Annotated in this window: 12 protein-coding genes; 3 read left to right on the top strand and 9 right to left on the bottom strand. The window is 46.9% G+C overall.

What is annotated here, in order from left to right; translation table 11 throughout:
• Positions 1 to 16: 16 nt before the first annotated feature.
• From ICN11_RS07260 to ICN11_RS07230, 7 genes are all read right to left on the bottom strand, one after another.
• Positions 17 to 670, bottom strand: a complete 654-nt coding sequence (locus ICN11_RS07260) for a DUF502 domain-containing protein (RefSeq protein WP_216178568.1) — start codon at positions 668 to 670, stop codon at positions 17 to 19.
• A 64-nt stretch (positions 671 to 734) separates the two neighbouring features.
• A complete protein-coding gene (gene ubiB, locus ICN11_RS07255) occupies positions 735 to 2,321 on the bottom strand; it encodes a ubiquinone biosynthesis regulatory protein kinase UbiB (RefSeq protein ID WP_216229781.1) in 1,587 nt (528 codons plus the stop codon).
• Between the two features lie 6 nt (positions 2,322 to 2,327).
• On the bottom strand, positions 2,328 to 2,945 hold the full coding sequence (locus tag ICN11_RS07250) for an SCP2 domain-containing protein (protein ID WP_216229780.1): 618 nt from the start codon (positions 2,943 to 2,945) through the stop codon (positions 2,328 to 2,330).
• A 52-nt stretch (positions 2,946 to 2,997) separates the two neighbouring features.
• Entirely contained in the window at positions 2,998 to 3,909 is a 912-nt protein-coding gene (locus ICN11_RS07245; RefSeq protein ID WP_216229779.1) for a Tim44 domain-containing protein, read from the bottom strand.
• Between the two features lie 57 nt (positions 3,910 to 3,966).
• Positions 3,967 to 4,710, bottom strand: a complete 744-nt coding sequence (ubiE, locus tag ICN11_RS07240; protein ID WP_216229778.1) for a bifunctional demethylmenaquinone methyltransferase/2-methoxy-6-polyprenyl-1,4-benzoquinol methylase UbiE — start codon at positions 4,708 to 4,710, stop codon at positions 3,967 to 3,969.
• 26 nt (positions 4,711 to 4,736) lie between these two features.
• The gene (locus tag ICN11_RS07235; RefSeq protein WP_216178573.1) at positions 4,737 to 5,126 is read right to left on the bottom strand and encodes a gamma-butyrobetaine hydroxylase-like domain-containing protein; all 390 of its coding nucleotides are present in this window, start codon (positions 5,124 to 5,126) and stop codon (positions 4,737 to 4,739) included.
• Positions 5,126 to 8,965, bottom strand: coding sequence for an FAD/FMN-binding oxidoreductase (locus tag ICN11_RS07230; protein ID WP_216229777.1), 3,840 nt, complete (start codon positions 8,963 to 8,965; stop codon positions 5,126 to 5,128). The genes ICN11_RS07235 and ICN11_RS07230 overlap by 1 nt, the downstream gene beginning before the upstream one ends.
• A gap of 135 nt (positions 8,966 to 9,100) precedes the next feature.
• Here ICN11_RS07230 and ilvA point away from each other — a divergent pair, with 135 nt between their 5' ends.
• The 3 genes from ilvA to queF are packed head-to-tail and all read left to right on the top strand — an operon-like array spanning position 9,101 to position 12,370.
• Entirely contained in the window at positions 9,101 to 10,621 is a 1,521-nt protein-coding gene (gene ilvA / locus ICN11_RS07225) for a threonine ammonia-lyase, biosynthetic (protein WP_216229776.1), read from the top strand.
• A gap of 13 nt (positions 10,622 to 10,634) precedes the next feature.
• On the top strand, positions 10,635 to 11,543 hold the full coding sequence (locus ICN11_RS07220) for a 5'-nucleotidase (protein WP_215333972.1): 909 nt from the start codon (positions 10,635 to 10,637) through the stop codon (positions 11,541 to 11,543).
• Positions 11,543 to 12,370, top strand: a complete 828-nt coding sequence (queF, locus tag ICN11_RS07215) for an NADPH-dependent 7-cyano-7-deazaguanine reductase QueF (RefSeq protein ID WP_216229775.1) — start codon at positions 11,543 to 11,545, stop codon at positions 12,368 to 12,370. Before ICN11_RS07220 ends, queF begins: the two co-directional genes overlap by 1 nt.
• Here queF and ICN11_RS07210 read toward each other — a convergent pair whose 3' ends face one another.
• Both ICN11_RS07210 and ICN11_RS07205 read right to left on the bottom strand, forming a co-directional pair.
• Complete coding sequence (locus tag ICN11_RS07210) at positions 12,371 to 12,670, bottom strand: hypothetical protein (protein ID WP_216229774.1); 300 nt, start codon at positions 12,668 to 12,670, stop codon at positions 12,371 to 12,373.
• Positions 12,671 to 12,682: 12 nt separating this feature from the next.
• Positions 12,683 to 13,606, bottom strand: a complete 924-nt coding sequence (locus tag ICN11_RS07205) for a hypothetical protein (protein ID WP_216229773.1) — start codon at positions 13,604 to 13,606, stop codon at positions 12,683 to 12,685.
• Positions 13,607 to 13,658 lie beyond the last annotated feature (52 nt).

The following is a 13,658-nucleotide window of genomic DNA, read 5'->3' as shown; positions in this document are numbered from 1 at the left end:
AACAATTTCCTATAAATCAAAGATGATGGTTTGACCCAATAGCGGTCAAACCAGTTGAACTGGTGGGGGGAACGGATCCCATTGAAACAATATGTTTGAGCGCCTCTTCGACACTCATCTCTAATTCAATGGTGTGCGCACGTGGGACGATCATAAAAAATCCGGAGGTTGGATTTGGCGTAGTTGGCAGAAATACATTGACGTAGTCCTCGCCCAACTTGGCGGCAACTTCTTTTGCTGGCATACCAGTCTGGAACGCAATCGCCCAAGAATCTGCATGCGGGTAACGAATTAATAATGCTTTGCTAAAAGCTTGGCCACTGCCAGAAAACAAAGTGGAGGACACTTGCTGAACGCTGGAATAGATCGATCGCACAATTGGAATGCGATTCATCTGCTTATTCCACATCTTGATCCACCACTGACCAGCAAAACTAATCGCAATCAAGCCGGTAGCCATGATGACTGAAACAACAATCAAAATACCAACACCCGGCAACTCACGGAAGTGCTGTAGATCAGCGGCAAACTGACTGGGGAATACAGCAATAATGGCATGCATCACAGAGCCAAAAACACCGTCGAGCAGGCCTAGACCCCATGCAATCACCCAAATGGTGATTGACATCGGTGCCCACACCAGAATGCCTGCAATAAAGTATTTTTTCATTTGCCTATGCTTACGCCTTGCCTAACCTGGCATTTTAGCGGTTTAAGCGACGGCTGGGGACAGTCTAGTAAAGACCAAGACTGATTATCAGAATCCCAGCCAAAAAGCCGCCTGCAAACAGCAAAGCCCCCACCAAGAGGCGGTGAGTGCGTCTTTCCTGCAATAAAAGGCCTTTTAAGACCTCTAATTCAGCGTTTTGATCCTTTCGAGGGATTCGCGCTTGAGCCAAACTTTCGGCAATCAGGCGTGGCAAGGTTGGCAAAATTTGCGCCCAACTAGGCGCCTCGGCCTTAATGCCATCCACCAAAGCCCGCCAACCCAACTGCTGACTGACCCATTTTTCCAAAATTGGCTTAGCAGTCTTCCAAAGATCCATATCTGGATCAAGCTGGCGAGCAAGGCCTTCGACATTGAGCAAAGTCTTCTGGAGCAAAGTGAGCTGCGGCTGAATTTCCACCTTGAAACGGCGAGAGGTCTGGAATAAACGCATCAGCACGATCCCTAGGGAGATTTCCTTTAAAGGACGATCAAAGTAAGGTTCGCAAACGGAGCGTATTGCACCTTCAAGCTCTTCAACGCGCGTATTAGCTGGAACCCAGCCAGACTCAATATGCAATTCAGCAACACGACGGTAATCGCGATTAAAGAAGGCTAAGAAATTTAATGCCAGATAACTTTTGTCAGACTGACTAAGTGCACCAACAATCCCGAAATCCAAAGAAATAAATCGACCAAATGTTTCTGGCTCAAGACTGATCATGATGTTGCCAGGGTGCATGTCGGCATGAAAGAAGCCATGCTCAAATACTTGCGTGAAAAATATTTCTACGCCATCAGCGGCAAGCTTTTTAAAGTCAACACCAGCAGCGCGCAACTCTGCTGTTCGTCCAATCGAAATGCCATCCATTTTTTCCATCACGATGACATTGGTGTGACATAAATCCCAATACATCTCAGGAATCATTAACTTTTTAGAGTCAACAAAATAGCGACGCAATTGACTTGCATTTGCCGCCTCACGCATGAGATCTAATTCATCATGCAAATAGGTATCAAACTCTGCAACATTCTCACGTGGCTTTAGGCGACGACCATCCTCAGAAAGTCTCTCGATGATTTTTGCTAAGTCATAGAGTAAAGCAAGATCGCCATCAATGATTGGCAAAATGCCAGGGCGGAGAACTTTAACCGCTACTGCACGACCTTCCCACTCTGGATGCTTCTCGGTGCCGCGCAATATGCCAAAGTGCACCTGGGCTACAGAGGCACTAGCCACGGGGGTTGCATCAAAACTAATAAATACTTCTTCGATGGATTGCCCAAGCGCCTGTTCAATTAAGCGACAAGATTCAGCATTAGAAAATGGTGGGACTTGATCTTGCAACTTCGCCAACTCATTAGCAATATCTTCCGGCAATAAATCACGTCGAGTAGAAAGCACCTGTCCAAACTTCACGAAGATTGGACCTAGCGCTTCTAAAGTTAAACGAATGCGCTCACCTCTGGGCAGAGACTGGCCTGGAGAAGTCCAACAAAGAATAGTTAACAGACCACGACGAATACCGGGCTTCAGAATATCGCGTAGCAATGGCAATAAGCCATAACGCCATGCAGTGAAGAAAATGAAAGAAAGACGAGCTAAACGACGCACAATGAATTAACCTTTTCGCTCTAAAAGTTGGATGCGCTTTTCTATACGATCAACTGCATCACGCAATGCATTTAACTCATTTTTGCGAATCATAAAATCTCGTTTATTCAAAAGTACTTTTCTCTCTTCACTCACATACTCCACTACGTTTTCAAGTAGATCAGTCGCAGCGGACTTCCCAGCAGAAATAAATTTCTTACCTTGACGAACAGCAAAGTTAGCAGGAGCGTCTCCGATGAAACGCGCCAAATCCTCTTCATACTCCCACCGAATCTGACCTGCTAAGCGACCCAAGAGTTGGGCTAAATCAGCGTCACCAGTAATCTTGACCGACTTCATTGCCTGCTCTCGCAAATTACCAGGTCCACTAGCCAAAGCACTCAGCGCCTCGGGAGAAACCTCTAATTCTAGAGAGGGGCTATCAATATTTGTTAAAGAGGCTAATGAGCCCTCGGGTGTCAATTCAAAACAGAGCTTGCCAATTGGCAGGCTCAGCAAAATCACTTTGCCGGCATGACGGGCTAACTCTGCCATAGCCCATGGCTCAGCCTTCAGGACATGATTGATCCCTCGGCAAGCGGCAGAAGCTGCGATATGGTGGGTAGCAGGAGATGCGGTGGTCATAAGTGTAAAAAACCCGCACAAGTGCGGGCTTTCAATGGAAAGTACCTCAAGCTTAAACCAACTGAGAAATACCCGCTAGTACCCAGCCTCCAGGGCCGTTTACTGGCTTACTTAAATTCCAAATTTCAGAAAAATTATTCGCCTGTGCACCTACTTGCTCACGAATCATGCCCGTGAACTGCACGCTACAGTAATAAGTACTGTCGGTTGTCTCAATTCCGATGAGTTGCGCATTGAGCGTAACGACATCGGTTTGATTGGCGCTATCAGCACGACCCGCAAGATCCTGCTCAATTGTGGCGAACATCTCTGGAGTGGTGTACTCACGCAAGGCAGCAAGGTCACCCTGATCCCACGCCTTTTGCAGGCCTGAAAAATATTGCTTTGCATTATCTAAAAATGCGTATTCATCAAATCCTGGCGGCAAAGTGGATTGGAATGGCGCAGGCTCAGCTGCAACACCACCAAATGCATTTGCAGCTGGCGTAAATGCAGGCTCCTGCCTAGGTGTTTGATCTAGATTGGCACGCTGCATTCCTTGCGATGTGACCTGAGGACCCTTATTAGCACCAGATAAAGCCGGCATCAATCTTCTCATTATGAACATGATGACAAAGCCTGCTAAAACGGCAATCAACAATCCAGTAATTAATGAAGATGCGGCCTCACCCAAACCAAAGTGAGATAAAAGGTATCCAATGCCAAGTCCAGCAGCAAGACCTCCTAAGATGCCACCCATCCCGCCAAAGCGGCTTGGTGCTGGGGCCTGAGGAGCTGCAGCCGGTGTCGCTGGTTGAGCTTGTTGAGCTGGTTTTTGCACAGGAGCGGCTTGCTTTTGCATTGGTGCACTTGGCGCCTTACCAATACTTCTTCCGCCACCTAAGCGGGCAGCATCAGCATGACCAACGGTAGCAAATATTAAGCTGATGCTTAATAGAACTGCCTTGAAAAAATGCTTGTTCATATTTTTTATCCCCTATAAAACTACTTTAATTCTTGACTGCTAAAAACTACAAATTCACTAGTATTTAATACCAATATGCAGCGCAACGATACCCCCAGTCATCCTATGGGTATCAACCTCATCAAAACCGACCCCTAGCATGATGTCTTTAAGGGCTTCAGCGTCAGGATGCATACGAATGGATTCAGCTAAATAACGATAGCTCTCAGAATCCTGGGCAATTTTTTCACCCAACCAAGGCAATACCTTGAAAGAATAAGTGTCATAAACCGGCTGCAAAAAAGCATCTGGCTTGGAGAACTCCAGCACCAATACTCGGCCACCCGGCTTAATCACGCGCAACATCTCTTTCAAGGCTACATCCTTATGAGTCATATTGCGCAGACCAAAGGCTACCGTCACCACATCAAAGTGAGCATTTGGAAAAGGGATTTTCTCTGCGTCAAACTGAACGCAAGGCAAAGCCAAACCTTTATCTAAAAGACGATCGCGACCGACACCCAACATAGAAGCGTTAATGTCGCTTAACCATACTTGAGCTTCCGGGTTATGCCCCCAAGCTGCTGCACGCGCAAAGGCGGCGGCTAGGTCACCGGTACCACCAGCGATATCCAATACCTTTTGCCCAGGACGAACTTGCGCACGAGCAATCGTGACTTTCTTCCATAAGCGATGAAGGCCAAATGACATCAAGTCATTCATAACATCGTATTTGCTAGCTACAGAATGAAACACCTCTGCGACCTTGCCCGCTTTTTCAGCTTCATCAACGCTTTGGTATCCAAAGTGAGTCTTACTCATATTCTTCGCTCTATTTATTTAAATGCTCAATGACTACCGCAAGACTTGCCACCAGCAACACTCATTGGAGTATCGCGATCCAGACCAGCAGCAGCTAATTTATCCAAGTGCTCTTTCCAGAGGGCATCATGGTTCTCGCATAAAAATTGCAAGTAGTCCCAAGAATACAAACCGGAATCATGCCCATCTGAAAATGAAGGCTTCAGCGCGTAATGGCCTACCGGCTCAATATTGGCGATGAGTACCTCACGCTTACCGGTTTGCAAAGTCTCTTGCCCAGGTCCATGTCCTTGCACCTCAGCTGAAGGAGACACCACCCTTAAGAACTCAAATGGAAGACGATATGTATTGCCATTCTCATAACTGAGCTCTAGTACTTTTGACTGCTGATGCACCACAACATTAGTTGGAATCATTAAACCAATACCCTCTCGATACCACCTTGGTTTGCCTTGGAAACATAATCTTGCATCCAATCAGGGCCTAATAATTTTTGCGCCATTTCAACGACGATGTAGTCAGCTGTCGTATCACTATCCGCATCAAAGCGAGTGAGGCCTTGCAGGCAAGATGGGCAACTGGTGAGTACTTTGACGTCACCAGTGAAATCATCTTTGCGCAATTCATTAGCGCCCTTCTCCATTTCAATCTGCTTACGGAAACGCACTTGAGTTGAGATATCAGGGCGCGTCACAGCAAGAGTTCCGGACTCACCACAGCAACGATCATTCTTCTGAATCGCTTTACCGTCTTCTTGCTGAATCAACTCATTTACCGTCTTCAATGGATCTTGTAATTTCATTGGCGAGTGGCATGGATCGTGATACATATATTTCACACCAGTCACGTTCGAAAGTTTGACGCCCTTTTCAAGCAAGTACTCATGGATATCAATAATGCGACAACCTGGGAAGATTTGTTCAAACTGATAACCCGCCAACTGGTCATAACAAGTGCCACATGAAACTACGACGGTCTTGATATCCAAGTAATTTAAGGTATTGGCTACGCGATGGAAAAGAACACGATTGTCCGTAATCATCTTCTCTGCTTTATCAAAGTCGCCATTACCGCGCTGTGGGTAACCGCAACAGAGGTAACCCGGAGGCAAAACAGTCTGCACGCCGACATTCCACAACATTGCCTGTGTAGCTAAACCCACTTGCGAGAACAAACGCTCAGAACCACAACCCGGGAAATAAAACACGGCCTCTGTATCTGCAGAAGTTGTTTTTGGATCACGAATAATAGGAACGTAGTTCGCATCTTCAATATCCAGGAGTGCGCGAGCCGTTTTCTTGGGCAAGTTGCCTGGCATCTTCTTATTTACAAAGAAAATGACCTGCTCTTTTATATTGGGCTTTGTGACCGTCGCTGGAGGATGCGCAGTTTGCTTGCGCGCCAATTTACGGAAAACATCGTTACCCAAACGCTGGAGCTTATAACCCCAACCAATCATGGTCTTACGAGCCAACTTAATTGTGTCTGGATCGGTAGCGTTCAGGAAGAGCATGGATGCTGCTGTTCCAGGATTAAAACGCTGCTGACCCATCTTGCGCAACAAGTTACGCATATTCATGGTTACATCGCCAAAGTCAATTTTGACTGGGCATGGCGTTAAACACTTATGGCAAACGGTGCAATGTGCTGCAACGTCATCAAACATTTCCCAATGACGAATCGATACACCACGACGCGTTTGCTCTTCATATAAGAAAGCTTCGATCAATAAAGAAGTTGCCAAAATTTTGTCGCGCGGGCTGTACAGCAAATTAGCACGTGGTACATGTGTAGAGCAGACTGGTTTGCACTTACCGCAACGTAAACAATCTTTCACACTATCAGCAATTGCGCCAATATCACTCTGCTGCATGATGATGGACTCATGACCCATCAAACCAAAACTCGGAGTGTATGCAATGCTGAGATCAGCATGCGGCATTAACTTGCCTTTGTTGAAGCGACCTTCAGGATCTACACGCTTCTTGTAAGCGCGGAAATCTTTAAGCTCTTCTTCAGTCAAATACTCGAGCTTTGTAATACCAATACCATGCTCACCAGAAATCACGCCATCTAATGAGCGAGCCAATTTCATAATCCGATCGACAGCGCGATGTGCATCTTGCAACATCTCATAGTCATCCGAATTCACTGGAATATTGGTGTGTACATTACCGTCACCAGCATGCATATGCAGTGCTACGAACACACGCTTACGCAAGATATTTTTATGGATAGCTTCTAGTTCATTGAGGATAGGCTCAAATGCTAAGCCGCCAAAAATGATTCTGAGCTCAGCACGAACTTCCGTCTTCCAGGAGGCGCGGAGGCTGTAATTCTGTAAGCCTGGGAAATAGGTATCCATCTCCTTAAGCCACACAGACCAATTTGCACGCACTCTAGCAATCAGTTCAAGGGCTTGCTGTACACGATCACCCAAGATTTCAGCGCTAGGGATTTCATAATCTTCATCATTCTTGCCGAGCGGCAAGGCGCTCTTTTTCAGGAATGCTTCGAGACCATCTAAAACTTGTAATTTATTTTTGAGGGAAAGCTCGATATTGATCCGCTCAATACCATTGGTGTACTCACCCATACGTGGCAATGGAATGACCACATCTTCATTGATCTTAAAAGCATTGGTGTGACGAGCAATCGCAGCAGTACGTGCGCGATCCAACCAAAACTTCTTACGTGCTTCAGCACTAACCGCCACAAAGCCTTCGCCTACCCGGTTGTTGGCCATGCGAACGACTTCACTGGTTGCTGCCGCTACAGCCTCTTCATCATCACCAGCAATATCACCAATCAATACCATCTTAGGTAAAGCATTGCGCTTGGATTTAGTCGAGTAACCCACCGCTCTCAAGTAGCGATCATCCAAATGTTCTAGGCCAGCAAGGATTGGTCCGCCATCCTTACTCAAGCCATCAAGATAAGCTTTGATTTCTACAATACTCGGAATCGCTTCTTGCGCTTGACCAAAAAACTCCAAGCAAACAGTGCGCATGAATTTAGGCATGCGATGCAAAATCCAAGTAGCGCTCGTAATTAATCCGTCGCAACCTTCTTTTTGAACGCCAGGTAAGCCTGATAAAAACTTATCAGTCACATCCTTACCTAAACCTTCTTTACGGAAGCGCTTGCCTTCTACTTCTAAAATTTCTGTTTTGAGAATGCGTTCGCCTGGCTCACTCAAGCCATCAGACCAAGTCAGCTGAAAGCGTACTTTTTCTGCAACGTGAATTTTTCCCAGATTGTGTTCAAGGCGCTCGACATCAAGCCAATTACCCTCTGGATCCACCATGCGCCAGCTGGCTAAGTTATCAAGTGCGGTGCCCCACAAGACTGCCTTCTTGCCGCCGGCATTCATGGCAATATTGCCACCAATACAACTCGCATCCGCTGAAGTCGGATCGACTGCAAACACAAGCCCAGAGCGCTCTGCAGCATCTGAGACTCTGCGAGTTACAACGCCAGCACCAGTAAAGATCGTAGACACTTCGTGATCTACACCTGGCAAACGCTTGAGTTTGACTGCATCGATTTGCTCAAGCTTCTCGGTATTAATCACTGCCGACATAGCGTAGAGAGGAATAGCGCCACCGGTATAACCAGTACCACCTCCACGAGGAATAATTGTTAAACCCAATTCAACACAAGCTTTCACTAAGCCGGGGATTTCAGATTCGTAATCTGGCTTCAAAACTACCAGCGGAAACTCAACACGCCAGTCGGTTGCATCGGTTACGTGTGCTGCACGTGAGACACCATCAAAACAAATGTTGTCTGAAGCTGTGATGCGGCCAAGCTCTTTGCGAGCGCGTTTACGAATCTCCGTAACTTCCTTAAAGCCCTGCTCAAAATTCTCAACCGCGCGATGTGCGGCTTTCAACAAAATCTGAACTTGCTCAGCGGATTCGCCGCTAGATCTTTTCTTTACTTCGCCAAGGCGATGCCATAGAGCGTCAATCAATAATTGACGGCGATTGGCGTTATCCAATAAGTCATCTTGTAAGAAGGGGTTACGTTGAACCACCCAAATATCACCCAAGACTTCGAACAACATGCGAGCTGAGCGGCCGGTGCGGCGAACCCCACGCAAATCATTCAGAACGCGCCAAGACTCCTCGCCCAATAAGCGGATAACGATTTCACGATCAGAAAAGGAGGTGTAGTTGTAGGGGATTTCGCGGAGGCGGGGTGAGCCCGCTTCGGCATCCAGCAACTGGTTCAAAGCTAATGGAGCGTTCATAGCGTCATATTTGATAAATTTGCATTTTAATTGAGGGATCTTGATATTGGCAGGAAACCAAGAAAGATGTTGGCCTAAGGCGATAAACCCTTGCAAATCTAAGGGCTTAGAGCCCATTCATGGTACGCTCATCGCATGGCAACGAACTATTTAAAGAAAATTTTATCGGCCCGAGTCTACGATGTGGCCAGGGAAACAGAGCTCCAAGTAGCCCCCGAACTCACAAAGCGCTTAGGTAACCAAGTTTTACTGAAAAGAGAGGATAACCAGCCGGTTTTCTCCTTTAAATTGCGTGGCGCCTATAACAAAATGGCCCATCTACCCCCAGAAGCCCTAAAAAGGGGGGTAATTGCAGCCTCAGCAGGCAATCACGCCCAGGGCGTAGCCCTAGCGGCAGCAAAAATGAAGTGCAAAGCAGTCATCGTGATGCCCCTCACCACTCCTAGCGTCAAAATTGACGCAGTCAAGGCTCGAGGCGGGTCTTGGGTTGAGGTAATTTTGCATGGCGAATCCTATAGCGATGCTTTTAAATACTCTGAGCTTTTAGAGAAAAAACGGGGTTTGACCTTTGTTCACCCTTTTGATGACCCCGATGTCATCGCTGGACAGGGAACGATTGCCCAAGAAATATTTCAGCAATATCAAGAGCCGATTGATGCCATTTTTGTTGCTATCGGTGGTGGAGGCCTCATTGCCGGCATTGGCGAATACGTCAAAGCTGTCAGCCCAAAAACCAAAGTGATTGGTGTTCAGTCAGTAGACTCAGATGCCATGAGACGTTCGCTCGAAGCCAACAAGCGCATTGAGATGAAAGATGTAGGTCTTTTTTCGGATGGCACTGCAGTCAAGCTAGTTGGCAAGGAAACTTTCCGCATCTGTAAACGCGTAGTAGATGACATCATCACTGTCGATACCGATGAGATCTGCGCTGCCATCAACGATGTCTTCACAGATACCCGCAGCATTCTGGAGCCCGCTGGTGCTTTAGCCATTGCCGGCATGAAGAAGTATGTAGAGAAGCACCGCCTGAAAAAGAAAACATTGGTGGCGATTGCTTGCGGTGCCAACATGAACTTCAGTCGCTTGCGCTTTGTGGCTGAGCGCGCTGACGTTGGTGAATTTCGTGAAGCTGTTTTTGCCGTGACTATCCCAGAGGAGCGCGGCTCCTTCAAGCGCTTCTGTGAATTGCTTGGCAATCGCAATGTTACTGAATTTAACTATCGCATCGCCGATCAAAGTGAAGCACATATTTTTGTGGGTATCGGCACACAGAAGGCGACCGATAGCACCACCATTGCTAAGCATTTTCGTAAAGCAAAATTTGCAACGATTGATCTAACGCATGATGAACTAGCGAAGTCACACCTGCGCCACATGGTGGGCGGCCGCTCTACTCTTGCAAAGGATGAACTCCTATACCGCTTTGAATTTCCAGAGCGCCCAGGCGCACTGATGAAGTTCCTCACCAGCATGGCGCCCAATTGGAATATCAGTCTTTTCCATTACCGCAATCACGGTGCAGACTACGGTCGTATCTTGGTAGGCCTTCAGGTTCCCAAGAATGAGCAGAAGAAATTCCAAACTTTCTTGGCCTCACTTGGATATCCTCACTGGAATGAAACTGATAACCCAGCTTATCGTTTGTTCCTCAAATGAGATGTAACTCGTAATGTCATACACACTCACCGGGAAACTCGTCGTTGCGATTTCATCGCGCGCTTTGTTTGATTTCGAAGAAGAGAATCGCATCTTTGAATCCACTGATGACAGCGCTTACATGAAACTGCAATTAGAGCGCCTGTCTAAGGCTGCGCAAACAGGCGTTGCTTTTCCTTTGGTAAAGAAGTTACTTGCTTTTAATGAGGAAGGTGAGCAGCGTGTTGAAGTGGTGATTCTCTCTCGCAATGACCCAGTTAGCGGCTTACGCGTATTCCGCTCAGCCGAGCACCATGGCCTGCATTTAGAGCGTGGCGTATTTACTAGAGGGCGTCCACCCTATCACTACCTGCGCTCGCTACATGCCAACTTATTCCTCTCGGCCAATGAAGATGATGTGCGCGCTACGATTGATGCAGGCTTTCCTGCGGCGCGCGTTTATCCAGAATCTAGCAAAACTGCAGAGTCTCATCCAAATGAAATCCGCATCGCATTTGACGGAGATGCCGTTCTTTTTTCCGATGAAGCGGAGCAAGTATTTCAGAGTGAAGGCTTGGTAGCCTTTGTGGATCATGAAAGCAAGAAAGCTGCGATCCCTTTACCGCCAGGTCCATTCAAGCCATTGCTAGAAGCGCTACATCGCTTGCAACGTAGCACCAGTGAAAAAGGTATGCGTATTCGCACTGCCTTAGTTACCGCTCGCTCTGCGCCTGCACATGAGCGCGCTATTCGCACGTTGATGGCTTGGGGTATCGATGTTGATGAAGCCATGTTCCTCGGCGGACTTTCCAAAAGCGAATTCCTCCGCGAGTTTGAACCAGACTTTTTCTTTGATGACCAAACAGGTCACTGCCAATCCGCTGCATCAGTAGCACCTACTGGTCACGTTGTATCTGGCGTTTCTAATAAACCAAAAAGCTAATGTCCACAATCCCGCTTGGCCAGGCAACACAATATCCTGATCAATATGATCCGAGCCTGCTCTTTCCTATTCCGCGCTCTGAGAATCGCCTCAAGCTAAACATCAAACCCAATCAAGCTTTACCGTTTGTAGGCGTTGATATTTGGAATGCCTTTGAGCTTGGCTGGCTCAATAAAAAAGGGAAGCCCCAGATCGCTTTGGCAGAGTTTCAGATACCGGCGGATTCGCCCAACATGATTGAATCTAAGTCATTCAAGCTCTACCTCAATAGCCTGAATAGCGCCCGCTTTGAAGATGAGGCCGAAGTGCGCGAAAGATTGATTACGGATTTATCCGCAGTAGCTGGAAGCAAAATTGCCACCCGCATCAATCCAACTGAACTGATTGCCAAAAAAGGTATGCAGGAAATGAGTGGCGTTCTTATGGATCGCCTAGATATTGAGATCGATCCGAGTCTATCTGCTGATCCTAGCTTGCTAGAGGTAAATGAATCTTTTGGACCGATTGAGCAATGCTTGGTTTCCCATCTACTCAAATCGAATTGTCCGGTGACCGGGCAACCAGATTGGGCAAGCGTGCAGATTCGCTATCAGGGTCGTCCAATTTTGGAAGAAGGCCTACTCCGCTACCTGATCGGATTCAGGCAAAAAGGTGAGTTTCATGAGCATTGTGTCGAAACTATCTTCTGCGATATCAAGCGCCAGTGCAAGCCGGAGAAACTTTCTGTCTATGCGCGTTACACACGGCGTGGTGGACTTGATATCAACCCTTTCCGCACCGATCACAATGCGCCTTGGCCAGACAATACCCGCCACGCTAGGCAATAACTAAGGCTCGAGCACCTGTTTTGATGGTGCTACGCTGGGACCATAAATCAGTTCAAGATTTTTTTGAATACTCGGCACTTGTGAGAAACAGTTTTTAACTAATACTGGGTTTGCATACCAAGCATCGCTACCCTTAGCCTCATCAATAAATGATTTCATAACGATGGCGCTATCAACATCATCAAGCCCAGCAGCCTTCAGTTTTGTAAATCCTGAAGAGCAAGCTTTTGCCAAATCAGGGCCTTCTGCCTTGGAAATACGCTGTAGCAGACTAGGGGCGGAACTATTTAAGATCTGCATAAAATTTTGGCCCTAACCAGGCATTTGGAAGTTCAAAATATATTCAGATGAGAGATTTTCTCGACTTGCCAATCCTTCAATATTGGACACCGTTGGATAAAACACACTACGGAAAAATTGAAACTCCAACTTCACAGTAAACAGCAATTGCTTTTCTGATTTAGGATCTTTTTGTAATTGCAGAATTTGCTTATCAGTGAGACTGCCAACACTTTGATCAGCTTTATAAACCTGGATTTCAACTGCTCGAATACCTTTGCGTAATTCTGACCAGCTAAAAGTAACAGGAACTTTGGCATCAACCATTCCCTGCAAAAGGCTATTGGCTTTCTTTTGGGTCTCACCCACCACCGAATTTCCAACTGTCGCTGAAATTCCGCCAATCGCAGCTGCTGAACCACCAGTTGCCACTATTGCAGCAGCCCCCAATAGCAATTTGGCAGACCCAATGAAATCCTGATTAGAGTCGCTTGAACTTCTGACATTCAATACCAAGGAGAGCGCTCCTGGGTTGAATATGGAATAGGTTCCAAGCACCGTCATGGGAACGATGGATAAAGGCGTGGTGCTCAGTGAGGCGCACTCAGAGCCGCCCTCCCTGCCATCAAAGGTGGCAATAGGGATTTCTAGCTTATCGAGCTTCCCTTTGAAGCCCTGAGTCACAACTGATAACACGAGTTGGGTTTTATCGGATCCCCAAAAACTTCGGCTAGCCATTTGGGTGCAACTACTCACAGGAATCACTTCAGAGCTAATCGTGAGGTATCCATCATTACCCCGCCCATCATGTAACCAATCAGGAGGATCCCCTTTAACAAAAGAAGGATTCATATCTGGAAAGAAAAACGAGGCTGCTAAGGTTGACTGAGGTAAAGCAGCAACGCAAATGGCTACACATGCCAAAAGTGGAGATTTGATTATCCCTGGGAGATTCATGGATTCATTTTAAGGTGAATACGACAAATCAAGCATTTGCATGCGCCCGTAT

This window comes from Polynucleobacter sp. 78F-HAINBA, from assembly GCF_018882325.1.
Classification (GTDB): domain Bacteria; phylum Pseudomonadota; class Gammaproteobacteria; order Burkholderiales; family Burkholderiaceae; genus Polynucleobacter.
The sequence above is the reverse complement of the archived record's forward strand: the minus strand, read 5'-3'. Positions and strand labels throughout refer to the sequence as shown.

Coding starts and splice junctions, on each gene's coding strand:
- ICN11_RS07210 (WP_216229774.1), bottom strand. CDS start 12,670: ATGCAGATCTTAAATAGTTCCGCCCCTAGTCTGCTACAGCGTATTTCC.
- ICN11_RS07230 (WP_216229777.1), bottom strand. CDS start 8,965: ATGAACGCTCCATTAGCTTTGAACCAGTTGCTGGATGCCGAAGCGGGC.
- ICN11_RS07205 (WP_216229773.1), bottom strand. CDS start 13,606: ATGAATCTCCCAGGGATAATCAAATCTCCACTTTTGGCATGTGTAGCC.
- ICN11_RS07220 (WP_215333972.1), top strand. CDS start 10,635: ATGTCATACACACTCACCGGGAAACTCGTCGTTGCGATTTCATCGCGC.
- ICN11_RS07235 (WP_216178573.1), bottom strand. CDS start 5,126: ATGATTCCAACTAATGTTGTGGTGCATCAGCAGTCAAAAGTACTAGAG.
- ICN11_RS07245 (WP_216229779.1), bottom strand. CDS start 3,909: ATGAACAAGCATTTTTTCAAGGCAGTTCTATTAAGCATCAGCTTAATA.
- ubiE (WP_216229778.1), bottom strand. CDS start 4,710: ATGAGTAAGACTCACTTTGGATACCAAAGCGTTGATGAAGCTGAAAAA.
- ilvA (WP_216229776.1), top strand. CDS start 9,101: ATGGCAACGAACTATTTAAAGAAAATTTTATCGGCCCGAGTCTACGAT.
- ICN11_RS07260 (WP_216178568.1), bottom strand. CDS start 670: ATGAAAAAATACTTTATTGCAGGCATTCTGGTGTGGGCACCGATGTCA.
- queF (WP_216229775.1), top strand. CDS start 11,543: ATGTCCACAATCCCGCTTGGCCAGGCAACACAATATCCTGATCAATAT.
- ICN11_RS07250 (WP_216229780.1), bottom strand. CDS start 2,945: ATGACCACCGCATCTCCTGCTACCCACCATATCGCAGCTTCTGCCGCT.